At 60.3% G+C, this 23,123-nt stretch carries 19 protein-coding genes; 10 read left to right on the forward strand and 9 right to left on the reverse strand.

Annotated elements, in window-relative coordinates; genetic code table 11:
* Positions 1-373 precede the first annotated feature (373 nt).
* Entirely contained in the window at positions 374-2,665 is a 2,292-nt protein-coding gene (locus EJ576_RS29175) for a fatty acid cis/trans isomerase (RefSeq protein WP_126571724.1), read from the reverse strand.
* Positions 2,666-2,831: 166 nt separating this feature from the next.
* On the opposite strand from EJ576_RS29175, the gene metH reads away from it, so the two are divergent.
* The 4 genes from metH (at position 2,832) to EJ576_RS29200 (ending at position 9,408) form a co-directional block, all read left to right on the forward strand.
* Positions 2,832-6,542, forward strand: a complete 3,711-nt coding sequence (gene metH, locus EJ576_RS29185) for a methionine synthase (RefSeq protein WP_126571726.1) — start codon at positions 2,832-2,834, stop codon at positions 6,540-6,542.
* A gap of 52 nt (positions 6,543-6,594) precedes the next feature.
* Positions 6,595-6,804: a DUF2970 domain-containing protein gene (locus EJ576_RS29190; protein WP_126571727.1), complete on the forward strand. Its 210-nt coding sequence runs from the start codon at positions 6,595-6,597 to the stop codon at positions 6,802-6,804.
* 467 nt (positions 6,805-7,271) lie between these two features.
* Positions 7,272-8,930, forward strand: a complete 1,659-nt coding sequence (locus EJ576_RS29195) for a nitrite/sulfite reductase (protein WP_126571728.1) — start codon at positions 7,272-7,274, stop codon at positions 8,928-8,930.
* Complete coding sequence (locus tag EJ576_RS29200) at positions 8,914-9,408, forward strand: DUF934 domain-containing protein (protein ID WP_048727764.1); 495 nt, start codon at positions 8,914-8,916, stop codon at positions 9,406-9,408. The genes EJ576_RS29195 and EJ576_RS29200 overlap by 17 nt, the downstream gene beginning before the upstream one ends.
* 40 nt (positions 9,409-9,448) lie before the next feature.
* Here EJ576_RS29200 and EJ576_RS29205 read toward each other — a convergent pair whose 3' ends face one another.
* A complete protein-coding gene (locus EJ576_RS29205) occupies positions 9,449-9,853 on the reverse strand; it encodes a MerR family transcriptional regulator (RefSeq protein ID WP_122726781.1) in 405 nt (134 codons plus the stop codon).
* A 71-nt stretch (positions 9,854-9,924) separates the two neighbouring features.
* Between EJ576_RS29205 and EJ576_RS29210 the strand changes: the two genes are divergently transcribed.
* Together EJ576_RS29210 and poxB are read left to right on the forward strand one after the other, a co-directional pair.
* Positions 9,925-11,157, forward strand: coding sequence for an NADH:flavin oxidoreductase/NADH oxidase family protein (locus EJ576_RS29210; protein ID WP_122726779.1), 1,233 nt, complete (start codon positions 9,925-9,927; stop codon positions 11,155-11,157).
* 77 nt (positions 11,158-11,234) lie between these two features.
* Positions 11,235-12,959, forward strand: a complete 1,725-nt coding sequence (poxB, locus tag EJ576_RS29215) for a ubiquinone-dependent pyruvate dehydrogenase (RefSeq protein ID WP_126571729.1) — start codon at positions 11,235-11,237, stop codon at positions 12,957-12,959.
* Between the two features lie 114 nt (positions 12,960-13,073).
* Here poxB and EJ576_RS29225 read toward each other — a convergent pair whose 3' ends face one another.
* On the reverse strand, positions 13,074-13,631 hold the full coding sequence (locus tag EJ576_RS29225; RefSeq protein ID WP_126571731.1) for an NADPH-dependent FMN reductase: 558 nt from the start codon (positions 13,629-13,631) through the stop codon (positions 13,074-13,076).
* 227 nt (positions 13,632-13,858) lie between these two features.
* On the opposite strand from EJ576_RS29225, the gene EJ576_RS29230 reads away from it, so the two are divergent.
* Positions 13,859-14,095: a hypothetical protein gene (locus EJ576_RS29230; protein WP_016979714.1), complete on the forward strand. Its 237-nt coding sequence runs from the start codon at positions 13,859-13,861 to the stop codon at positions 14,093-14,095.
* Between the two features lie 61 nt (positions 14,096-14,156).
* Here the strand turns inward: EJ576_RS29230 and EJ576_RS29235 are convergent, their stop codons facing one another.
* A complete protein-coding gene (locus EJ576_RS29235) occupies positions 14,157-14,501 on the reverse strand; it encodes a hypothetical protein (RefSeq protein ID WP_016979715.1) in 345 nt (114 codons plus the stop codon).
* 109 nt (positions 14,502-14,610) lie between these two features.
* Here EJ576_RS29235 and EJ576_RS29240 point away from each other — a divergent pair, with 109 nt between their 5' ends.
* Complete coding sequence (locus tag EJ576_RS29240; protein ID WP_126571732.1) at positions 14,611-15,504, forward strand: LysR substrate-binding domain-containing protein; 894 nt, start codon at positions 14,611-14,613, stop codon at positions 15,502-15,504.
* Here the strand turns inward: EJ576_RS29240 and EJ576_RS29245 are convergent.
* The 5 genes from EJ576_RS29245 to EJ576_RS29270 form a co-directional block, all read right to left on the reverse strand.
* Positions 15,501-16,082, reverse strand: a complete 582-nt coding sequence (locus EJ576_RS29245) for a GNAT family N-acetyltransferase (RefSeq protein WP_073860002.1) — start codon at positions 16,080-16,082, stop codon at positions 15,501-15,503. The two genes, EJ576_RS29240 and EJ576_RS29245, sit on opposite strands and share 4 nt — an antisense overlap.
* A gap of 8 nt (positions 16,083-16,090) precedes the next feature.
* Positions 16,091-18,346, reverse strand: a complete 2,256-nt coding sequence (locus EJ576_RS29250) for an Orn/Lys/Arg decarboxylase N-terminal domain-containing protein (RefSeq protein WP_122726769.1) — start codon at positions 18,344-18,346, stop codon at positions 16,091-16,093.
* Between the two features lie 183 nt (positions 18,347-18,529).
* A complete protein-coding gene (gene dnaQ / locus EJ576_RS29260) occupies positions 18,530-19,270 on the reverse strand; it encodes a DNA polymerase III subunit epsilon (RefSeq protein ID WP_164393733.1) in 741 nt (246 codons plus the stop codon).
* 70 nt (positions 19,271-19,340) lie between these two features.
* The gene (rnhA, locus tag EJ576_RS29265) at positions 19,341-19,793 is read right to left on the reverse strand and encodes a ribonuclease HI (protein ID WP_010210917.1); all 453 of its coding nucleotides are present in this window, start codon (positions 19,791-19,793) and stop codon (positions 19,341-19,343) included.
* Positions 19,794-19,823: 30 nt separating this feature from the next.
* Complete coding sequence (locus EJ576_RS29270) at positions 19,824-20,582, reverse strand: methyltransferase domain-containing protein (protein ID WP_122726765.1); 759 nt, start codon at positions 20,580-20,582, stop codon at positions 19,824-19,826.
* 65 nt (positions 20,583-20,647) lie between these two features.
* Here EJ576_RS29270 and gloB point away from each other — a divergent pair, with 65 nt between their 5' ends.
* Both gloB and EJ576_RS29280 read left to right on the forward strand, forming a co-directional pair.
* Positions 20,648-21,415 (forward strand): hydroxyacylglutathione hydrolase, encoded by a 768-nt coding sequence (gloB, locus tag EJ576_RS29275; protein WP_126571733.1) that lies wholly within the window; start codon positions 20,648-20,650, stop codon positions 21,413-21,415.
* Between the two features lie 98 nt (positions 21,416-21,513).
* Positions 21,514-22,923 (forward strand): lytic transglycosylase domain-containing protein, encoded by a 1,410-nt coding sequence (locus EJ576_RS29280; protein ID WP_126571734.1) that lies wholly within the window; start codon positions 21,514-21,516, stop codon positions 22,921-22,923.
* The last annotated feature ends 200 nt before the right edge of the window (positions 22,924-23,123 follow it).

Here is a 23,123-nt window from a genome sequence, read left to right on the forward strand (position 1 = left end):
TCGTCAACGATGATGCAAAAAAACGGGATACACACCAACGTATCCACGATGCGAAGCGAGTCGCTCTTGATCTTGATTTTGATCTTAGGCGCCCCGTCAAACACGCTGGCCGAACGCAGGCTTGAATCCGTGGGTAACCCGGCAGGACGCCGGGTTAGCCGCGCTGGGCCAAGGATGGCCCATCGCGGCGGCCCACGGATTCAAGCCGGAGTGAGGGCACACCGAGCCTAGGCGAGGTGCCGAGTGTTGGGGCAAGAGCGCTTTGGTTACTTTCGACTGGGCCGGCATTCCGGCTTTTCGAAAGTGACCCGCCGTAAGGGCGGAACCAATACCAGCCATCACCCAAATAACGGATATGCACTCCAAAAAACCCTCACAAATTCTCATACCGATTCATATCCAACACCCCCTCCTCAACCGGCGTAGTCTCTCGAATGTACTCCGACAAATCATGGAAATACTGCCAAAACAGCGGATGACTACGCCGCACACCCCAACGATCCACAATCTTCTCAAACCGCTTGGCATCCTTGGCCCGCTCCATTTCAGCCACAAACTCCGGCACTTCCTGCGCCGGAATATTGAACATAAAGTTCGGATAGCTGCTCAACACACCCGGATAGATGGTCACTGTGTCCAGGCCCGGCTGATAGCGATAAGCCTCACCCAACAGAAACGCCACATTACTGTGAGCACGATTGCGCAACATGCTGTAGACCACACGCTTACCGCTGGCAGTCTCAACCCGCAGCATCGTCGCTTCAGGCAATAGATCGATAACCTTGAGCCCGGCGGCCGGGCGTGAGGTCAGGCGGCTCAGCGCTTGCTCGGCATCCTGCAACGCCGGGTCGATACCATCACGGGAGCAATAGGCGCCAGTGCAACGGTTGATCGGGTCCGGGCTGACATTCAAATCGCCATAACGCGTGAGCAACTGGTTGGCAAAGTCGCGCTTCGGATCGTTTTCGCTCAGATGCAAGCCGGTGGGCTTGTCGTCATCAATCGCCTCATAGTCCAACCACAACTTGAGCTTGCCACTGTTCTGATACCAGTCATCGAGGAAGTCTTCGCGGGAGTCTGCGGGCATCAGGCGCAGGAAGTTCTGCTCGGCGCCGTTGCGGATCAGGTCGAAGTACAAGCGGGTCTGGGCTTGGTGCGACACATTGCCGAACACATCAAAATTCACCGCCAACTGATAATAGGTGCGCTCCAGCAACGGATAGTCAAACAGCCACATCGTCTGCGGCACTTCACCAATCAAGCCCTTGGTCACCGAGGCACTGTCGAAGTGGCGGAAAATGCTCAGCAAGGCGTTGTCATTCCCGGCCCACAGCGACGACCAGCTTGGCGCGGGAACGTCCGCATAGTTGTCACGGCGCAGCGCTTCGTATTGATTACGCTTGTCACGGTAAGCGAGCCACAGGCTCAGCACACTGCCTACGTCATCGTTCTGCCCCGGCATGGCCAGCAACGGCGTGGCCTGGCCGCGATAACGCGCATCGGTGATGTAGAGGTCATGGTCCGGGTCCTGGAACAGGGTCCAGAAATTGTCGCGGATCACGTCCGTGGCGATCTGCCCACGGCACACGGGCCCACGAATAAAGGTGCGTACGAAGTACTCGGCGTTGTCCAGCATGAACTGGTAACGCGCCTTGGCTGGAATCGCCTCGAAGGTTTCGAAGGGGTTGGCACGACGGCCCGGTCCGTAGCCAGGCAAGGCGTTGACCTGCCAGTTGCCGGCGTAGAACAGCGCTTTGATGCGAGCCATTTTCTCGGCGCTGAGCGGGTACGTGATGTGGGTTTTATGCACGATCACGCCCTGCACCGGCCACAGACGGTAGTAAACCTGGGTGCCTGGGTCATCGTTCGGGCGGCGAGTTGCGATCAGGTCAATCGGCTGCCCGCTCGGCGTACGCGAGCGCACCCACTGGAAGAAATGCCCCGGCTCGCCGTTTTCGAAGTAGATATGGGCGAGGAACAAATGCTCGAACAACCAGCGCGCTACCAGGCTTTCCCTGGCCCCGGGCTGGTTGAGCAGGTTTTCCCACTGCTGTACCTGCAGCGCTTCCTTGGCGCTGGGCGCCAAGCCTTGTTCATCGATAGCCGCGCCGGACGCGAGCCAGCGTTGCAATGTCTGGTACTGCTGGTCCGTCAGGCCGGTGACCGCCAGCGGCATGCCCTCCTTGGGATGGGCACCCGCGTAGGCATTGAACTCGCCGGGCATGGCGCACATGTTCTCGCGGTTCAGGCCCAGTACGATGTCTTCGGGCAGCTTGGCGTTGGGTTGCAGCGGTGCGTTATGACCCAACTCCAGCATGCGCGCCATCAGCGCAGCCTGGCTGCCCTGTGCATCCAATACTGAGTAAAAGCCCTTCTGCTGCCAGGCCTGCTTGCCGAAAGCGTCATAGAACAGCCGAGTGGTCGGCGTTGCCTGGCTGCGCTCGCCATCGTAGACCGGTACTTTGCTCGCACCGCGCGCCACGCCTTCGGCGCTGCCCAGGTTCAGTTGGCAGGCGGAGTCATAGCAGGCATGGCAAGCCACGCATTTCTCGGTGAAGATCGGTTGAATATCGCGGGTGTACGAAATCGCCGGGGCGGGTCCGTCGGCCTGCGCAATGCAGGCGACCAGTGCCAGGGCGGCACTGGTGATGAGGCGAAGTGACATGTATCCGGTCCCGATTCAATACGTACGCTAAAAATTTGCCGGTGATTCTACCGGGCCACGCCCCCGCCCAACATGAACGATATTCATGCAAAAACTGCGCATGCTCTAAATCGGCACAGGTTTGTTATGATTCACGCCCTCCGAAATGCCTGACCAGAGTAGTCCCATGTCCGATCGTAGCGTTCGTCTGCAAGCCCTTCATCAAGCCCTCAAGGAACGTATCCTGATCCTCGACGGCGGTATGGGCACGATGATCCAGAGCTACAAGCTTGAGGAAAATGACTACCGTGGCAAACGCTTCGCCGATTGGCCAAGCGACGTCAAGGGTAACAACGACCTGCTGGTGCTCACCCGGCCCGACGTGATCGGTGGCATCGAAAAAGCCTACCTGGATGCTGGCGCCGACATCCTCGAAACCAACACCTTCAACGCCACGCGCATCTCCATGGCCGACTACGGCATGGAAGAACTGGCCTATGAACTAAACGTAGAGGGCGCACGCCTGGCGCGCAAGATTGCCGACGCCAAGACCGCCGAAAACCCGGCCAAGCCGCGTTTCGTCGCCGGCGTGCTCGGCCCGACCAGCCGCACCTGCTCGCTGTCACCCGACGTGAACAACCCCGGCTACCGCAACGTGACCTTCGATGAGCTGGTGGAAAACTACACCGAGGCCACCCAAGGCCTGATCGAAGGCGGCGCCGACCTGATCCTGATCGAGACCATCTTCGACACCCTCAACGCCAAGGCCGCGATCTTTGCCGTGCAAGGTGTATTCGAAGCGCTGAACATCGAACTGCCGATCATGATCTCCGGCACCATCACCGACGCCTCCGGCCGTACGCTGTCGGGCCAGACCACCGAAGCGTTCTGGAACTCCGTGGCCCACGCCAAGCCGATTTCCGTGGGCCTCAACTGCGCCCTGGGCGCCAGCGAGCTGCGTCCGTACCTGGAAGAGTTGTCGAACAAGGCCAACACCCACGTTTCTGCGCACCCGAACGCCGGCCTGCCCAACGAATTCGGTGAATACGATGAGTTGCCATCACAAACCGCCAAGGTCATCGAAGAGTTTGCCCAGAGCGGCTTCCTCAACATTGTCGGCGGTTGCTGCGGTACCACGCCGGGCCACATCGAGGCTATCGCCAAGGCCGTGGCCGGTTACGCACCGCGCCAGATCCCGGATATCCCGAAGGCTTGCCGCCTGTCGGGCCTGGAACCCTTCACCATCGATCGCAGCTCGTTGTTCGTCAACGTCGGTGAGCGCACCAACATCACCGGCTCGGCCAAGTTCGCGCGCCTGATCCGCGAGGACAACTACACCGAAGCCCTGGAAGTCGCCTTGCAGCAGGTGGAAGCCGGCGCCCAGGTGATCGACATCAATATGGACGAGGGCATGCTCGATTCGAAGAAGGCCATGGTGACCTTCCTCAATCTGATTGCCGGCGAGCCGGACATCTCCCGCGTGCCGATCATGATCGACTCCTCCAAGTGGGACGTGATCGAAGCTGGCCTCAAGTGCATCCAGGGCAAGGGCATCGTCAACTCCATCAGCATGAAGGAAGGTGTGGAGCAGTTCATTCACCACGCCAAGCTGTGCAAGCGTTACGGCGCCGCCGTGGTGGTGATGGCCTTCGACGAAGCCGGCCAGGCCGACACCGAAGCGCGCAAGAAAGAGATCTGCAAACGCTCCTACGACATCCTGGTCAATGAAGTCGGCTTCCCACCGGAAGACATCATCTTCGACCCGAACATCTTTGCGGTCGCGACCGGTATCGAAGAGCACAACAACTACGCCGTCGACTTCATCAACGCCTGTGCCTACATCCGCGACGAACTGCCGTACGCGCTGACCTCCGGCGGCGTGTCCAACGTGTCGTTCTCGTTCCGTGGCAACAACCCGGTGCGTGAGGCGATCCACTCGGTGTTCCTGCTGTATGCGATCCGCAACGGCCTGACCATGGGCATCGTCAACGCCGGCCAGTTGGAGATCTACGACCAGATCCCGGCCGAGTTGCGCGACGCCGTTGAAGACGTGGTACTCAACCGCACGCCGGACGGCACCGACGCCCTCCTCGCCATCGCTGACAAGTACAAGGGCGACGGCAGCGTAAAAGAGGCCGAGACCGAGGAGTGGCGTGGCTGGCCGGTGAACAAGCGCCTGGAACACGCTCTGGTCAAGGGCATCACCACGCATATTGTTGAAGATACCGAAGAATCGCGGCTGTCGTTTGCACGCCCGATCGAAGTGATCGAAGGCCCGCTGATGTCCGGCATGAACATCGTCGGCGACCTGTTTGGCGCGGGCAAAATGTTCCTGCCCCAGGTGGTGAAATCCGCCCGCGTCATGAAGCAAGCCGTGGCCCACTTGATCCCGTTCATCGAGCTGGAAAAAGGCGACAAGCCGGAAGCCAAGGGCAAGATCCTGATGGCGACGGTGAAAGGCGACGTGCACGACATCGGCAAGAACATCGTCGGCGTGGTGCTGGGTTGCAACGGCTATGACATTGTCGACCTCGGCGTGATGGTGCCGGCGGAGAAGATCCTGCAGGTGGCCAAGGAGCAGAAGTGCGACATCATCGGGCTGTCCGGCCTGATCACGCCCTCCCTGGATGAGATGGTGCACGTGGCTCGCGAGATGCAGCGCCAGGACTTCCACCTGCCGCTGATGATCGGTGGTGCTACCACGTCCAAGGCGCATACGGCGGTGAAGATCGAGCCCAAGTACAGCAACGATGCCGTGGTGTATGTCACCGACGCCTCGCGTGCAGTCGGCGTGGCGACTCAGTTGCTGTCCAAGGAGCTGAAAGCCGGCTTCGTGGAGCGTACCCGCGAGGAATACGTGGAAGTGCGCGAGCGCACCGCAAACCGCAGCGCCCGCACCGAACGCCTGAGCTACCCGGCGGCCATCGCCAAAAAGCCGCAGTTCGACTGGAGCACCTACACGCCGGTAGTGCCGACCTTTACCGGCGCCAAGGTCCTGGACAATATTGACCTCAACGTACTGGCCGAGTACATCGACTGGACGCCGTTCTTCATTTCCTGGGACCTGGCGGGCAAATTCCCACGCATTCTGACTGATGAAGTCGTCGGTGAAGCAGCGACTTCGCTGTACGCCGACGCCCAGGAAATGCTCAAGAAGCTGATCGACGAAAAACTCATCAGCGCCCGTGCGGTGTTCGGTTTCTGGCCGACCAACCAGGTGCAGGACGATGACCTGGAAGTCTACGGCGAAGACGGCCAGCCGATCGCCAAACTGCACCACTTGCGCCAGCAGATCATCAAGACCGACGGCAAGCCGAACTTCTCCCTGGCCGACTTCGTGGCGCCCAAGGACAGCGGCGTGACCGACTACATCGGCGGTTTCATCACCACCGCCGGCATCGGCGCCGAAGAGGTCGCCAAGGCCTACCAGGACGCGGGCGACGACTACAACTCGATCATGGTCAAGGCCCTTGCCGACCGCCTGGCCGAAGCCTGCGCCGAATGGCTGCACCAGCAAGTGCGTAAAGACTACTGGGGTTACGCCAAGGACGAGCAACTGGACAACGAAGCGCTGATCAAGGAGCAGTACAGCGGCATCCGCCCTGCCCCCGGCTACCCGGCATGCCCGGATCACACCGAGAAAGGCACCTTGTTCCAACTGCTCGACCCCGAGGCACGCGAGATGGAAGCGGGTCGCAGCGGCGTGTTCCTCACCGAACACTACGCGATGTTCCCGGCGGCAGCGGTCAGCGGCTGGTACTTCGCCCACCCGCAGGCGCAGTATTTCGCCGTGGGCAAGGTCGACAAAGACCAGGTGGCGAGCTACACCGCGCGCAAAGGCCAGGACCTGAGCGTGACCGAGCGCTGGTTGGCGCCGAACCTGGGTTACGACAACTAAGCCTCGCTGGATTGTCTATGCTGTCCCTCACACACTTGGTGTCGAGGGACCCATGGACGATCAAAAGCCACCGACCTTCTGGCAGATTCTCCACAGCGTCATGGCCGCCGCGTTTGGCGTGCAAAGCGGCAAGAACCGCGCGCGGGATTTCACCCACGGCAAGCCCAGCCACTTTGTGATCCTGGGGGTTTTGTTTACGGCGGTGTTCGCGCTGATGCTGTTTGGCATCGTGCAACTGGTGTTGCACCTGGCTGGGGTGTAAACCCAACCTGACTGTACTGTAGGAGCTGGCTTGCCAGCGATAGCATCACTGCGGTGTGGCTGACAACCGAGGTGAGGCAATCGCTGGCAAGCCAGCTCCTACAGGGGTCCGTATCTATGACTACTGGTGGCTGACCCAGAACACGGCAGTCCCAACCACCAGGATTATCAAGAACAGAATGGCCCAGGCGTCCACGGTACTGTCGGGTTTACGGGCTTTTGTCGAATTGCTCATCGCATCGCCTCTTGTCGGTTTTATCGGTGATAACGTTCAGACACGATCACAGTAAAGTCGACGATTGCCCGCATGACAAATGTGGGTATCGCGATAACCGTTCTCATTAGTCATTTTGGTTATTTGCATATACTCAAACATCACTTTTGCGCATAAACGCAAACTGGTATCGTGCGCCGGCTCCGTTGGGAGTGCGCGGCCGTGCGCGCAGATTTGCCGAGAACAGGACCTATATGTACGTATACGACGAATACGATCAGCGCATCATCGAGGACCGCGTCAAGCAGTTCCGTGATCAGACCCGACGCTACCTAGCAGGTGAACTGAGCGAAGAAGAGTTCCGCCCTCTGCGCCTGCAAAATGGCCTTTATGTTCAGCGCTTTGCGCCGATGCTGCGGGTGGCCGTGCCCTATGGCCAACTGACGTCGCGCCAGACGCGCATGATGGCCAAGATTGCCCGCGACTTCGACAAAGGCTATGCCCACATCAGTACCCGCCAGAACGTACAGTTCAACTGGCCGGCGCTGGAAGATGTGCCGGACATCCTGGCTGAACTGGCCACCGTGCAGATGCACGCCATTCAGACCAGCGGTAACTGCCTGCGCAACGTGACCACCGACCAATTCGCCGGTGTTGCCGCCGACGAACTGATCGACCCACGCCCCTGGTGCGAAATCGTCCGTCAGTGGACCACCTTCCACCCCGAATTCGCCTACCTGCCGCGCAAGTTCAAGATCGCCATCAATGGCTCGACCTCGGACCGTGCGGCCATCGAAGTGCACGATATCGGCCTGGAGCCGGTGCACAACGAAGCCGGCGAACTGGGCTTCCGCGTATTGGTCGGTGGCGGCCTCGGCCGTACCCCGGTCGTCGGCGCCTTTATCAACGAGTTCCTGCCGTGGCAGGACCTGTTGAGCTACCTCGACGCGATCCTGCGGGTTTACAACCGCTATGGCCGTCGTGATAACAAGTACAAGGCCCGGATCAAGATCCTGGTCAAGGCGCTGACCCCTGAGGTGTTCGCCCAGAAAGTCGACGCCGAGATGGAACACCTGCGCGGCGGCCAGACCACCCTGACCGAAGCCGAAGTGCACCGCGTCGCCAAACACTTCGTCGACCCTGAGTACAAGGCCCTGAGCAATCAGGACGCCGAGCTCGCAGCACTTGACCAAGAGCATCCGGGCTTCGCCCGCTGGCGTAGCCGCAACACCCTGGCGCACAAAAAGCCGGGCTACGTGGCCGTAACCTTGTCGCTGAAACCTACCGGGGTTGCTCCGGGCGATATCACCGACAAGCAGCTGGACGCCGTCGCCGACCTGGCCGAACGCTACAGCTTCGGTCAACTGCGCACCTCCCACGAGCAGAACATCATCCTCGCGGATGTTGAGCAGAGCCAACTGTTCACCCTGTGGGGCGAGCTGCGCGAAGGCGGTTTCGCCACGCCGAACATCGGCCTGCTGACCGATATCATCTGCTGCCCGGGCGGCGATTTCTGCTCCCTGGCCAACGCCAAGTCGATCCCGATCGCCGAATCGATCCAGCGCCGTTTCGACGACCTGGATTACCTGTTCGACATCGGCGAGCTGGACTTGAACATCTCCGGTTGCATGAACGCCTGTGGTCACCACCACGTCGGCCACATCGGCATCCTGGGCGTGGACAAGAAAGGCGAAGAATTCTACCAAGTGTCCCTGGGTGGCAGCGCCAGCCGCGATGCGAGCCTGGGCAAGATCCTCGGCCCATCCTTCGCCCAGGAAGCCATGCCTGAGGTGATCGGCAAGCTGATCGACGTCTACATCGAACAGCGCACCGAAGACGAGCGTTTCATCGACACCTACCAGCGCATCGGCATCGACCTGTTCAAGGAGCGCGTCTATGCAGCGAATCATTAAGAACAACGAAGTCCTCGATGAAACCTGGCACCTGCTGCCCAAGGACGCGAGCTTCGACGGCATCTCCAACTGCGACGACCTGATCGTGCCGTTGGCCCTGTGGCGCGAACACGGCCACGCCCTCAAGGCCCGCGACGGCGGCCTGGGCGTGTGGCTGGATGCCGATGAAGAAGCCGAAGAGATCGGTGACGACGTGGAACACTTCCAGGTCATCGCCCTGAACTTCCCGGCCTTCACCGACGGCCGCAACTACTCCAACGCACGCCTGCTACGTGACCGTTACGGTTACAAAGGCGAGCTGCGCGCGATTGGCGACGTGCTGCGCGACCAGTTGTTCTACCTGCGCCGCTGCGGGTTCGATGCCTTCGCCCTGCGCGCCGACAAAGACCCGTACGAAGCGCTGGAAAGCCTCAAGGACTTCTCGGTGACGTACCAGGCAGCCACGGATGAACCGCTGCCGCTGTTCCGTCGTCGCTGAGTCTTGGCGTATGAAAAAGCCCTGGCATGCCAGGGCTTTTTTACGCATTGAGTTTGACCGACGCCAGCACCTGCTTTTGCCCCATGCTGCAGGGCACACCTTCCGGCTGCGCCCGCACCGCTTCGATCACCCCCAGCAATTGCGCCTTGCTGTGGGCCAACTGCGCTTGCATCTCTTCGATCTGCGCGACTTTGCGCTCCAATGCCTCGATCAACTCTTCGCGCTTGTGCTCGCCCGGCGCCGGCATCAGTGCCTTGAGTTCCTGCAAGGTAAACCCCGCCTGTTGCGCGCTCTGGATCAGTTGCAGGGTTTGCAGCGCCTCCGGCGCGTAACGCCGATAACCATTGGCCTGGCGCCCCACCTGGCTGATAAGCCCCTCAGCCTCATAAAAGCGGATCCGCGAAGCCGCTAACCCACTCTGCTTTGCCAGCTCACCAATATTCATCACCGCCCCTGCTTGACATTAAAGTTAACTTTAAGCTTAGCCTGAGGCCTCCCCCGCTCAGGAGTCAACCCATGTCACCCTTTGAAGCCCTGCAATTGCCCAATGGTCAAGTCCTCTCCAACCGCATCGCCAAGGCCGCGATGGAAGAAAATATGGCCGATGGCAATCAGGCCCCGTCGCGCGAATTGAAGCAGTTGTACAAGGCTTGGGCGCAGGGCGAGCCCGGCTTGTTGATCACCGGCAACGTAATGGTCGACCGCCGCGCCATGACCGGCCCCGGCGGCGTGGCGCTTGAGGATGAGCAGCACCTGGCGAGCTTTCGCGAGTGGGCCGACGTGGCGCGCGACAACGGCGTGCACTTCTGGGTACAACTCAGCCACCCAGGTCGCCAGACGCCGGCCAACCTGCGCCAGCAAGCCATTGCACCGTCCGCCGTGGCGCTCGACCTGGGCGGTTTCTCGAAGATGTTTGCCACGCCCAAGGCCATGACCGAAGACGACATCCAGGACGTGATCCAGCGCTTCGCCACCAGCGCACGCCTGGCCGAGCAAGCCGGGTTTACCGGTGTGCAGATCCACGGTGCCCATGGCTACTTGCTCAGCCAGTTCCTATCCCCGCTGAGCAATCAGCGCACCGACCGCTGGGGCGGTTCCCTGGAGAACCGCGCGCGGCTGTTGCTGGAAGTGATTCGTGCAGTGCGCGCTAACGTCAGCCCGTCGTTTTGTGTTGCCGTCAAACTAAACTCTGCCGACTTCCAACGGGGCGGCTTTGCAGAAGCCGACGCACGCGCCGTGGTCGAAATGCTCAACCCGTTGCCCATCGACCTGCTGGAGTTATCCGGTGGCAGTTACGAAGCACCGGCCATGCAAGGCGAAGCACGTGACGGTCGCACCCTGGCACGTGAGGCGTACTTCCTGGAGTTCGCCAGCCAACTGGCGACCATCGCCAAGATGCCGGTGATGGTCACCGGCGGCATTCGCCGCCTGCCCATCGTGCAACAGGTGCTGGACAGCGGCGTCGCCATGGCCGGGATCGCCACGGCCCTGACGCTGGAGCCGCAACTGATCCAGCACTGGCGCGAAGGCCGCGACCCCAACCCGCAACTCAAGCCCATCGACTGGAAGCGCAAACCCCTGGCGTCCCTCGCCATCCTCGCCGTGGTGCGCTACCAGATGCGCCGCCTCAGCCGCGGCCATTTGCCCAAAGCCAATGTTGCGCCGTGCATGGCGTTGGTGCGCGACCAATGGTTTCTGGCGCGGCGTACCCGGCAGTACCGGGCAGCCATGACGCAATCTTCACATTAAAGGATGAACATCCGCCGTGATCGAACTGTCCCCTATTGATCAGCAGTTTTTAACCTCACTGACGATTGGAGTTCTTCATGGCGAAAATCAACCTGGCCCAGCAATTGGCGACCACCCTTGAACAGGCGGGCATCAAGCGCATCTGGGGCCTGACCGGCGACAGCCTGAACGGCCTCACCGACGCCCTGCGCACCATGGACAGCATCGAATGGATGCATGTGCGCCACGAGGAAGTGGCTGCCTTTGCCGCCGGCGCCGAAGCGGCGGCCACCGGAGAACTGACCGTATGCGCTGGCAGTTGCGGGCCGGGCAACCTGCACTTGATCAATGGCCTGTTCGACTGTCATCGCAACCATGTGCCGGTGCTGGCAATTGCCGCGCAGATCCCGTCGTCGGAGATCGGCCTGAACTACTTTCAGGAAACCCATCCGCAGGAACTGTTCAAGGAATGCAGCCACTTTATCGAACTGGTGACTAACCCCGAGCAGATGCCCCATGTGCTGCACCGCGCCATGCGTTCGGCGATCCTCAATCGGGGCGTCGCGGTGGTGGTGATTCCGGGCGATGTGTCGCTGCTAGAAGTGGAAGACAAGCTAAAGCCTTGGCCAGCCTTGCATGCGCCACGCACGCTGCCGGCGGAACAGGACCTGCAACGCTTCACCGAGATCCTGGAAAGCAGCCAGAAAACCACCCTGCTGTGCGGCAGCGGCTGTGCCGGCGCCCATGATCAAGTGGTGGCCCTGGCCGACGCCCTCGGCGCTCCCGTGGTGCATGCACTGCGCGGTAAAGAGCATGTGGAATGGGACAACCCGTTCGACGTAGGCATGACCGGCCTGATCGGCTTCAGCTCCGGCTACCATGCCATGCTCGACTGCGACACCTTGATCATGCTCGGCACCGACTTCCCCTATCGCCAGTTCTACCCCACTGACGCCAAGATCATTCAGGTCGACCGCAATCCGCAGGCCCTCGGCCGCCGCGCCACACTGGACCTGGGTATTGCCGCGGATGTCAGCGAAACCATCGGCGCCCTGCTGCCGCGCCTGACGCGCAAGACCGATCGCAGCTTTCTCGAAACCTCCCTGAAGCACTACGAGAAAGCCCGCCAAGGGCTGGACGACCTCGCTCAACCCTCGAAAGCCAATCGACCGATTCACCCGCAATACGTCGCACGCCTGCTCAGTGAATTGGCGGATGACAATGCGATCTTCACCGCCGATGTCGGCTCGCCCACCGTGTGGGCTGCGCGCTATTTGAAGATGAATGGCAAGCGCCGGCTGATCGGTTCGTTCAACCACGGCTCGATGGCCAATGCCATGCCCCAAGCCATTGGTGCCCAGGCAGCCTTTCCGGATCGGCAGGTGATCTCGATGTCGGGTGACGGTGGTTTCGCCATGCTGATGGGGGATTTCATCTCCTTGGCGCAGTTGAAACTGCCGGTGAAAGTCATCGTGTTCGATAACTCTTCCTTGGGGTTCGTTGCCATGGAAATGAAAGCTGCGGGCTATCTGGATGCCGGTACCGAGCTGAAAAACCCGGATTTCGCCGCCATGTCCAACGCCATGGGCATCCTCGGCATTCGCGTGGAGCAGTCCGAAGACCTGGAACCGGCCCTGCGCCGCGCCCTCGCCCATGACGGCCCGGTGCTGGTGGACGTGGTCACCGCGACCCAGGAGTTGGTGATGCCGCCGACCATCAAGCTGGAACAGGCCAAGGGTTTCAGCCTGTATATGCTCAAGGCGGTGATGAGTGGCCGGGGCGATGAAGTGATCGAACTGGCGCGCACCAACTGGTTGCGCTGAACCCAATGTGGGAGCGGGCTTGCTCGCGAATGCAAGCTGTCAGTTGATAAATACATCGACTGACGCTCCGCTTTCGCGAGCAAGCCCGCTCCCACAATTTGATCTCGTTGCAAATCAAGCGTGCTGTTTTTCGACCCATTTACCGTAGGCATCGATAAACGCCTGCAGGAAAGGCTTGGTCTTTTCCGACACCTTGCCCGCCTCGTCAAACACACTGCCCGCGCCACCCAGATAGGCCTCCGGCTGTTGCATGCAGGGCACATCAAGGAACACCAGGGACTGGCGCAGATGATGGTTGGCGCCAAACCCACCAATCGCACCCGGCGACACACTGATGATCGCGCCCGGCTTGCCACTCCAGGCGCTCTGGCCGTAAGGCCGCGAACCGACGTCGATGGCGTTCTTCAGCGGGGCGGGCACGGAGCGGTTGTATTCCGGGGTCACGAACAACACCGCGTCGGATGAGCTCACTTGTTTGCGGAAAGTACTGTAGGCTGCCGGCGGTGTGGCCCCGTCAATGTCTTCGTTGTAGAGCGGCAAATCGCCAATTTCCACAATGTTCAACTTCAGGTTGGCAGGGGCCAGTTCGGCCAGTGCCAGTGCGACCTTGCGGTTGATCGAGTCTTTTCTCAAGCTGCCGACCACGACGGCGACGGTGTAGACCTTGCTCATTGGGGTTTCCCGACGTCTGACTAAAGGAGCTTGTAGTTATAGAGTCTTCGCGGCGTGTTCACCAGAAGGTTTTGATATTCCTGCAGGCGTTTGCCTGGCACTGCGACACGTAGGAAGCATCTGAAAATATCAGCGAATAGTATTTTTATTCCGTAAGTAAACTACCCCGCTCCATGACGGTCTACAGAACCGCAAATCGAGTGTTTATCTCCAGAGGTTCTAAACAGATGGCAGCAGTATTAGTCGGACAGTTTCATGCCAGAGACGCAGAAGGACGCGTGTATTCGGTGCATGAGTTCCAGGAATCCAACCCGGCGCAAGGCGACCTGGCTGGCTCGGCACCTACCACCACCTACAAGCTGGCCATTGGCGACCGTGTAGAGAAACTGGAAGGCGACGAATTCAAATTGATCCAATCTGGCACCATTCTTGTGCGCGAATCGCAAACCACCCTCGCTTCATAAGATCTCGCCCTATCCACCTGCTCAGTCCTGGCCATTGACGGCATTGACTGGGCTGGGGTGATCACGGACGACGGATCTCCGTGACCTCAATGCCCTGCTCTCCCTGCACCTTCTTCAGTGTCACCATCAGCCGCCCCCTCTCGCCGTCAACGGCATACAGCGAACGCTGGTAGCCTGCGGAGTTGTAGCCGGGATGCGCGACCACCTGCCTGACCAACTCCATGCCCAGCACCGAGCCCACCTGCTCCACTACCTGTTCCTGGGAACGGATAAAGGCTTCAAGTGCCAGGTTTTCCGGCGGAGTTTCGCTTTGAGTGTCGAAGAGATAAGCAGCCACACAGCCGACGGTCACCAGGACCAGCAGTTGCTTGACCGTTACCCCGAGGCATATCGAGGGTAAAGGCATATGAGACCAGACCTGTTTTTGTTGTTAATGCCGGTAGCCGGCTGTGGTCGTTGATGATCAGCGCAGCCATTCTATTGAATACCCGGCCCGCTGCACATAGACTCCGGCGATGCGTTTACGTCATATCGAAGTGATTCAGGCCATCTTGCAGACCGGACACCCAGGCTTGGCCGCCGAGTGGTTGCAACTTTCCGTGGGCGATGTAGATGCGGCGCTCAAGGACGCCGAGCAGCAGCTCGGGTTCATGCTGTTCGCCAGTGTGCGTGGACGTTTGCAGGCCACCCGGGAAACCCTGGAACTGCAAGCCGAAATCGCCCACGTCTATGAAGCGCTGGAGCCGGTGCAACGTCTGGCCAGCCGCTTGAAACACCATCATGCCCCCACTCTGCGCGCCCTCTGCACGCCGCCCCTGGCCAATCAACTGCTACCGCAAAGCATTGCAGCGTTGCGCCGACGCTTTCAGGACACACCGTGCAACCTGTCGAGCCAACCAACCCGAGAGATTGTCAGGAGCCTGCTGCTGCACGAAGCCGATGTGGGTTTGAGCCTGCATGACCCGGAACACCCGCAAATCCACAGCACGGTACTGGCCCAAGGCAAACTGCAGTTGCTCGCCCCCCATGGCTGGCTCAAGCCCAAACAGAAATACATCGCGCTACAGGACCTGGCCGGGCAATCGATGATCGGCCTGGAAGGCCAGGACCCGCTCAGCCGCCTGCTGGATGCCAAGCTGCAGGCCCTGCGCCCGCTGCCGGTGGTACAGACGCGCGTACAGACCTACCAAATGATGCGCAGCATGGTGGAAGCCGGAGAGGGCCTGGCGGTGGTTGACCCCTTCACCGCCTTTGGCGCACGGGAGGCGGGGCTGGATGCGTGCCCCGTGTCGCCGCCGATCATGGTCAGCCTGTACGTGCTGACCCTCAAGGACGGCGCGTCCTCGCCGGCGCTGAATGCGCTGCTGGAGATCGTGACGCAGAAGGCCGAGGGCCTGCTGGCGGGTTAAGTCTTGTCGACTTCGCTTTTGAACAGCCGATACCAGAATATCGCCACTTCGTGGGTCTGCGGGTCGATGCCGCGATAGCGCAGGTGGTCGACCCCACCCATCACATAACCGCAACGCTCGTACAAACGGCAGGCGCCGAGGTTGTTGTTCTGGGTTTCCAGCATCATGCCCGGCAGATTCTTTTTGCGACTCCAGAACTGCGCCACATCCAGCAACGCCTTCGCCACCCCGTGACGCCGCGCAGGCAAGGCCACCGCCAGCTCATCGACATGGGCAAAACCGTTCCAGTTGGTGCTGACCACAATATGCCCCACCGGGCGATCATCCAGGTAGGCCATGAAGATCGCGCTGTCGGGCGCATCGCGGAAACTGGCGAACTCTTCGGGGTCGATGCCATAGCACTTGCGGTACGGCAAGATGCGTTCCACGGGCCATTGATCGACCCGCTTGCCCATCTGCGGCTCACCGTAGGCGCTGACCTCAAAGCTGAAATCATTGCCCCACACGTAGGCATCAAAGCCTTCGTCGGCAACCCTTACACTGAGCCCCGGATACTTCGGGTTCATTACAGCTTGCATAACCATCCTTAACCCTTGATGCAATCGACGGTGTAACAACGACCACTGCCGTCATCTTCGTGTTGCAACCCATGAACATCGGCGACAAAACCGGGGAAACTGCTATCGAACGTCCGGGCAAACGCCAGGTAATCGATGATCGAGCGCGTCGACTCGGTAAAGCGCTCGCCCGGCATGATCAATGGGATGCCAGGCGGATAAGGCACCAGCATTACCGCTGCGACGCGGCCTTGCAAGGCGTCAATGGAGACTGCCTCCACTTCGCCCCTCACCAACTGGTCATAGGCGTCCGCCGGTTTCATCGCGATTTCCGGCAAGACGGTGTACATGCGCTTGAGGTGTTTGGCCGTGGCATTGCTGCGGTAACAGCCGTGCAATTGGTTGCACAGGTCGCGCAAACCCAGCCCTTGGTAACGCGCCGGCCCTTGTGCAAACACCGAAGGCAGGCAACTGGCCAGGCTGACATTGGCGTCGTAACTGCGCTTGAATTCCAACAGCTCGGTGAGCAAGGTACTCCATTTGCCCTTGGTGATGCCCATGGAGAACAACACAAGGAAAGAATACAGCCCGGTTTTTTCCACCACCAGGCCACGCTCCCAGAGGAATTTGCTGACGACCGCTGCGGGAATTCCGCAATCGCTGAGGGCACCGCCGGCATTGAGGCCGGGCATCACCAGCGTGACTTTGATCGGGTCCAGCAACACATAGTCTTCGGCCACGTCGCCGAAGCCATGCCAATCATCCTCAGGGTGCAACAGCCAATCTGCGGTGACGACGCGGTCGATTCCCGCTACTGATGGCGGCTGCCAGATCGAAAACCACCAATCCTCTTCAGCAATGTGCTGGCGCAGGTTGGCCAGGGCACGGCGGAAACTCAACGCCTCATCGAACATTTCCTGCAACAGCGAACGCCCGGCCGGGCCTTCCATCATCGCCGACGCCACATCCAGCGAGGCAATGATGCTGTATTGCGGCGATGTGGAGATGTGCATCATGAAGGCTTCGTTGAAACGGTCACGGTCCAGCTGGCGTGCGCCGCCGTCCTGCACATGGATCATCGAGGCCTGGCTAAAGGCCGCCAGCAGCTTGTGGGTCGAGTGGGTGGTGAATACCAGCGGGCTGTCTGGCGTACGCGAAGTACCCATCCCGTAGCGCCCGGAGAAGAACTCATGAAACGCGGCATAGGCGTACCAAGCCTCGTCAAAATGCAACACCTCGACGCTGTTGCCCAGTTGCTGCTTGATCAGCTCGGCGTTGTAGCACAGGCCGTCATAGGTGGAGTTGGTCACCACGGCCAGTTTCACTTTCGGCGGGCGGCCACGGGTGAGCGGGCTGGCGTCGATCTTGGCGCGGATGGATTCGGGGCTGAATTCGCTCAAGGGAATCGGGCCGATAATCCCCAGTTCGTTGCGTTCGGGGCACAGGTACAGCGGGATGGCGCCGGTCATGATGATCGAGTGCAGCACCGACTTATGGCAATTGCGGTCCACCAGCACCAGGTCATCACGCCCGACCATGGAGTGCCAGACGATCTTGTTCGCGGTGGAGGTGCCGTTGATCACGAAGAAGGTGTGGTCAGCGCCAAAGTTGCGCGCAGCGCGGGCCTCGGCTTCGGCCAACGGGCCGGTGTGGTCCAGCAACGAGCCGAGTTCAGGCACTGATACCGACAGGTCCGAGCGCAGGGTGTTTTCCCCGAAGAACTGATGAAACGCCTGCCCCACCGGGCTCTTGCGGTAGGCCACGCCACCGCCATGGCCGGGGGTGTGCCAGGAGTAGTTGGAGTCAGCAGTGTGCTGCACCAGTGCCTTGAAGAATGGCGGCAACAGGCCATCCAGGTAAGTGCGCGCCGCACGCGCGACTTGCCGCGCGAGAAACGGCACGGTGTCTTCGAACAGATAGAGAATGCCGCGCAGTTGGTTGAGTTCACTCATGGCGTCAGCCGGTGCGTTCTCCAGGGTGACTTGCTCGCCCAACGCAAAGATCGGCAAATTGGGCGCCCGCAGCCGCGCCAGGCGGATCAGCTCGACCATATTTTGCAGCAGGTGGGTATTTTCACCAGCCCCTTCGGCGGCGATCAGCATGCACGCCAGGCCATGATGGGTAGAAGCCACCAATCGCCCTTCGGCGTAATCCACTGCGGAAAAAATACTGAAACCCTCTTGTTCCAGCTCCCGGGCGATGCCTCGGACCCGGTCACCGGCAACGGTGTCGGCCTTGATGTCGCGGTGCACGATAAGGACAGGGAACTTCAGGTCTTTGTACATGAGTGCTTGCAGTCCTGAGGGCTATGCACTCAAGGGTAGAAGCTGGGGGGCAATGACGCGAATGAAGATTTCGAAAGCACAGTGAATCACTGTAGGAGCCGGCTTGCCAGCGATGAGGCCGTTGAATCTTGCGATGGGTTCAAGGGCGCCATCGCCGGCAAGCCGGCTCCTACAAGGTTTGCATTATTGCTGGGTCAGGGTCGACCACAACGCCGGCGCGCCGGCCGATTTGGCAATCGCTTCCAGACGCGCCGCATGCTCGGCCAGATCCTGCTCACTCGCCCGGATAATCGTGCTTGGCTTGCGATCAGCCGGCAACCGGCGGATTTCCGAAGGACGGTTGCCCGAGCCTTCCGCCGAACCGCTGCCATCGGAGGCGTTACCGGCCAGAGACAGGCTGGTCTGCCCACCGGTCATGGTCAGGTAGACGTCGGCAAGAATCTCGGAGTCAAGCAAGGCGCCGTGAAGCTCACGACCGGAGTTGTCGACGCCATAACGTTTGCACAAGGCATCGAGGCTGTTGCGCTGGCCGGGGTGACGCTCACGGGCCATCATCAAGGTGTCGAGGATCGAGCAGTGCTGGGAAATATCCGCGCGATCGGTCTGCCCCATCAGGGCAAATTCGTTGTTGATGAAGCCGACGTCGAACGCCGCGTTATGGATGATCAGTTGCGCGCCGTTAATGAATTCGAAGAACTCATCGGCAACTTCAGCGAAACGCGGCTTGCCCTTGAGGAATTCGTCGGTGATGCCGTGGACGCCAATCGCGCCCTCGTCACTGTCGCGGTCCGGTTGCAGGTAGACGTGGAAGTGACGCCCGGTGAGGCGGCGACCCATCAATTCGACACAGCCGATTTCAATGATCCGGTGGCCGTCGGTCACCGGCATGCCGGTGGTTTCGGTATCGAGTACAACAGATCGGATGGCCATCAGGGTTCAGCTCTCAACGGTGTAGTGTGATTCAAGGGTCGCGATATTAACACGTGAGTCGGCATCAGCTCTGCTTGTAGCCGCGCACTTCGTCCACGCCACGGTTGGCCAACTGGTCGGCGCGCTCGTTGCCAGGGTGGCCGATGTGACCGCGCACCCACTTCCAGGTGATGTCATGGCGATTGCATTGCTCATCGAGCAGTTGCCACAGGTCGGCATTCTTCACCGGTTCCTTGGCCGCCGTCTTCCAGCCGCGCTTCTTCCAATTGACCATCCACTCGTTGATGCCCTTCATCACGTATTGCGAGTCGGTCACCAACAGCACGTTGCAACGGCGCTTGAGTTCTTCCAGGCCGCGAATGGCGCCCATCAACTCCATGCGGTTATTGGTGGTATTGGGTTCGCCGCCCCACAACTCTTTCTCCACGCCCTTGCACACCAGCAACGCGCCCCAGCCGCCAGGGCCGGGGTTGCCCTTGCAGGCGCCATCGGTGAAGAGTTCTACGCTATCGGTCATCGGTTGCTCGGTATTCATTCAAAAAGAGGGTCATGCGTCGCTTTGCTTGCGGTTGACCTTGGCCATTGGCATCGGCACCAGCTTGCCCATCGGCTCGCGGCGCACCTGTTGCACTGGCCGCAACCCAACCACGATCTTGCGCGCCACCAGCAGATAGAAGCCGCCACCCGACAATTGCCAGGCACCTGCGCGGCGCTCCCAGCCGGCCAGACGGGCTTGCCACTTGGTCGACGCAAGCGGCGGACGATAGCACCCGAAGCGACGTTTCTCCAGCGCGAAGCCCAGCAGGTTCAGCCAGTCCCCCACCCGTTGCGGCGAGATGCAACGCGCTTGGCGCAAGGCGTCGTGGGCGAACACATGGCGCAAGCCCCAACTGCTCCAGGGGTTGATCCCGACAATCAGCAAATGGCCACCCGGACGGACGCTGCTCGCCGCTTCGCGCAGCAAGCCGTGGGGCGACAGGCAGAAATCCAGGCCATGCTGCAACACCACCACATCGGCGGCGTGTTCGCTCAACGGCCAGGCCTGTTCCTCGCAGACAATCTCCACCCCCGGCAACGGTGCACCCAGGCGCACATTACGCTGCACCTGGGGCGCACACGGCGGCGTTTCGGCCGAAGGGCCGTAATGCACCAGGTAGCCGCCAAAGAACCGGCCCAACTCGTCTTCGAGCATGCGTCGTTCTTCGTCCAGCAGAAATTTCCCGATCGGACCGGACAGCCATTCACGGGCTGCGCTGATCAGGGCCAGCCACTCAGGATCGGCCTGGGCGAACGCTTTATCAGTCATTGCATTCTCCAACTCGCCTAGACGTTCTAAGATGCACCAATGTGTTCAGCTTGGCGAATCGAAGAATGATACAGATCAGTGCCCTGCCCGCCTTCACCGATAACTACATCTGGTTGTTACAAGACCCGAGCACCCTGCGCTGCGCCGTGGTCGACCCCGGCGATGCCGCGCCGGTGCTGGCCTGGCTCAAGCTAAACCCTGAGTGGGTCCTGAGCGACATCCTGATCACTCACCACCACCACGACCATGTCGGCGGCGTCGAACAACTCAAACGGGTGACTGACGCCAAGGTCTACGGCCCGGCCAACGAAAAGATCCCGGCGCGGGACGTAGCCTTGAACGATAACGACCGCATCAGCGTGCTCGGCTGGGACTTCGACATTTATACCGTGCCCGGCCACACCCTGGGCCATATCGCCTTTTATCACCAGGGCGTGCTGTTCTGTGGCGATACCCTGTTCGCCGCCGGCTGCGGGCGCCTGTTCGAAGGCACGCCGGAACAGATGCACACCTCACTTGAGCGCTTGGCCGCACTGCCCGCCGACACCTTGGTGTACTGCACCCACGAATACACACAAAGCAACCTCAAGTTTGCCCAGGCCGTCGAACCGGATAACGCCGATATCGCCGAACGGGTGGAAAACGTCCGCCAATTGCGCGAACGTGGCGAGATCACGCTGCCTTCCAACCTGGCCCTGGAAAAGCGCACCAACCCTTTTCTGCGCACCTCTGAAACATCCGTTAAACAAAAAGCAGACGAACGGAATGGCCGCGACAACCGCTCTGGGGCCGAGGTGTTTGCTAGCTTGAGGGCTTGGAAAGATAAGTTCTAACGGGATGCAATCTGATACGTAATTTCTGAATGGTTGACCGGAACCAAACGGGTTTCTAGAATCGCCCGACATTTTTGCCCGGAACTTACTTCCAGCCAATGTCGTCATCTATTCGTAAATCCAACCATTCAGACGCATTGACCCGCCTGGCTCAAGCTGTGGCGGTGGCTGTGTCCGCTACGCTGGCGGGCTGCCAATCAAGCAATTTCACCGCACAATCCACCGTGCAACCCAAGCCAAACCTCAGCGCCAATATCAAACAGAAACCCGTCATCTGGCTTTCGGAAAAGCCGGCTCCCGAAGTGCCCCAGGATGTTTGGGAACGTATGCGACGGGGCTTTCAATTGCAGGATGGTGTAGGCGTCAACCCACGTATCGAGCAACAGCGACTGTGGTTCGCTAGCAACCCTTCCTTCCTTGAGAACGCCGGCGAACGCGGCAGCCTCTACATTCATTACATCGTCGAACGCCTTGAAGAACGCAACATGCCCCTGGAGCTGGCGCTGCTGCCAGTGATTGAAAGCGCCTACAACCCAATGGCCTATTCGCGCAGCGATGCAGTCGGCTTGTGGCAGTTCATCCCCTCCACCGGGCGCTACTTCAACCTGCGCCAGACCCGCGCCTATGATGGCCGTCGCGACATCACCGCCTCCACCACCGCCGCCCTTGACTACCTGACCCGTCTGCACGACATGTTCAACGGTGACTGGCTGCTCGCCCTTGCCGCCTACAACGCAGGCGAAGGCACGGTGAGCCGGGCGATCGAGCGCAACGAAAAGCTCGGCCTGCCGACCGACTACTGGAACCTGCCCCTGCCCCAGGAAACCAAGGACTACGTGCCCAAGTTCCTGGCGCTGTCCCAAGTGGTGCTGGCGCCCGAGGCCTATGGCGTCAACCTGAACCCGATTGCCAACACGCCGTATTTCGAAGTGGTTGAAGTCAAGCAAAGCATGGACCTGTCACGGGTTGCCGCGCTGGCCGAGATCGACGAAGACGAACTGTTCCAGCTCAACCCCGCGCTGAAGCAGCGCACCACCCTGGATGGCCCGCAGCATCTGCTGGTGCCGAGCTCCAAGGCGCAACTGCTCACCAGCACCCTTTCGACGATGAAGCCTGAAGAATTGCTGGCGATGCGCCCGAAAAAGCAGGTGTTCGACGAAGTCGAGACCGCGCGGGTTGCCGGGCGTACCCGCAGCTACAAGGTACGCAGTGGCGACAACCTGACGCTGATCGCCAAGGCCAACAAGGTCGATGTGCATGACCTGCAGCGCTGGAACAAGCTCAACGGCCAGGCCCTCAAGGTCGGCCAGACCCTGGTGATGCAGGACACGCGCAAAGTCGTGGCCAGCAGCAAGAAGCCGGTGCAGTACAAGGTCAAGAAGGGTGATTCGCTGTACATCGTCGCCAAGCGCTTCAACGTTGAGATGCAACATCTCAAGCGTTGGAACCCGCGTACTGGCCAGGCGCTGAAGCCGGGGCAGATGCTGGTGGTTTCCGGGCCGCGCTGAGGTTTCTGGAACACTGAGGAACCCATGTGGGAGGGGCTTGCCCCCGATAGCGGTAGGCCAGCCAATGAATCTGTTGGCTGATGCATTGCTATCGGGGGCAAGCCCCCTCCCACATTGGTTCTGCGTCAATCCAACGGCCTTTTTCCAACCGGAACAAGCTGTTACTGTACCGATCATAAAGCGCAAGCCGCCTGGATCGG

Origin of the sequence: Pseudomonas sp. C 49-2 (genome assembly GCF_003970195.1) — a bacterium.
GTDB classification, from domain to species: Bacteria; Pseudomonadota; Gammaproteobacteria; order Pseudomonadales; family Pseudomonadaceae; genus Aquipseudomonas; species Aquipseudomonas canadensis.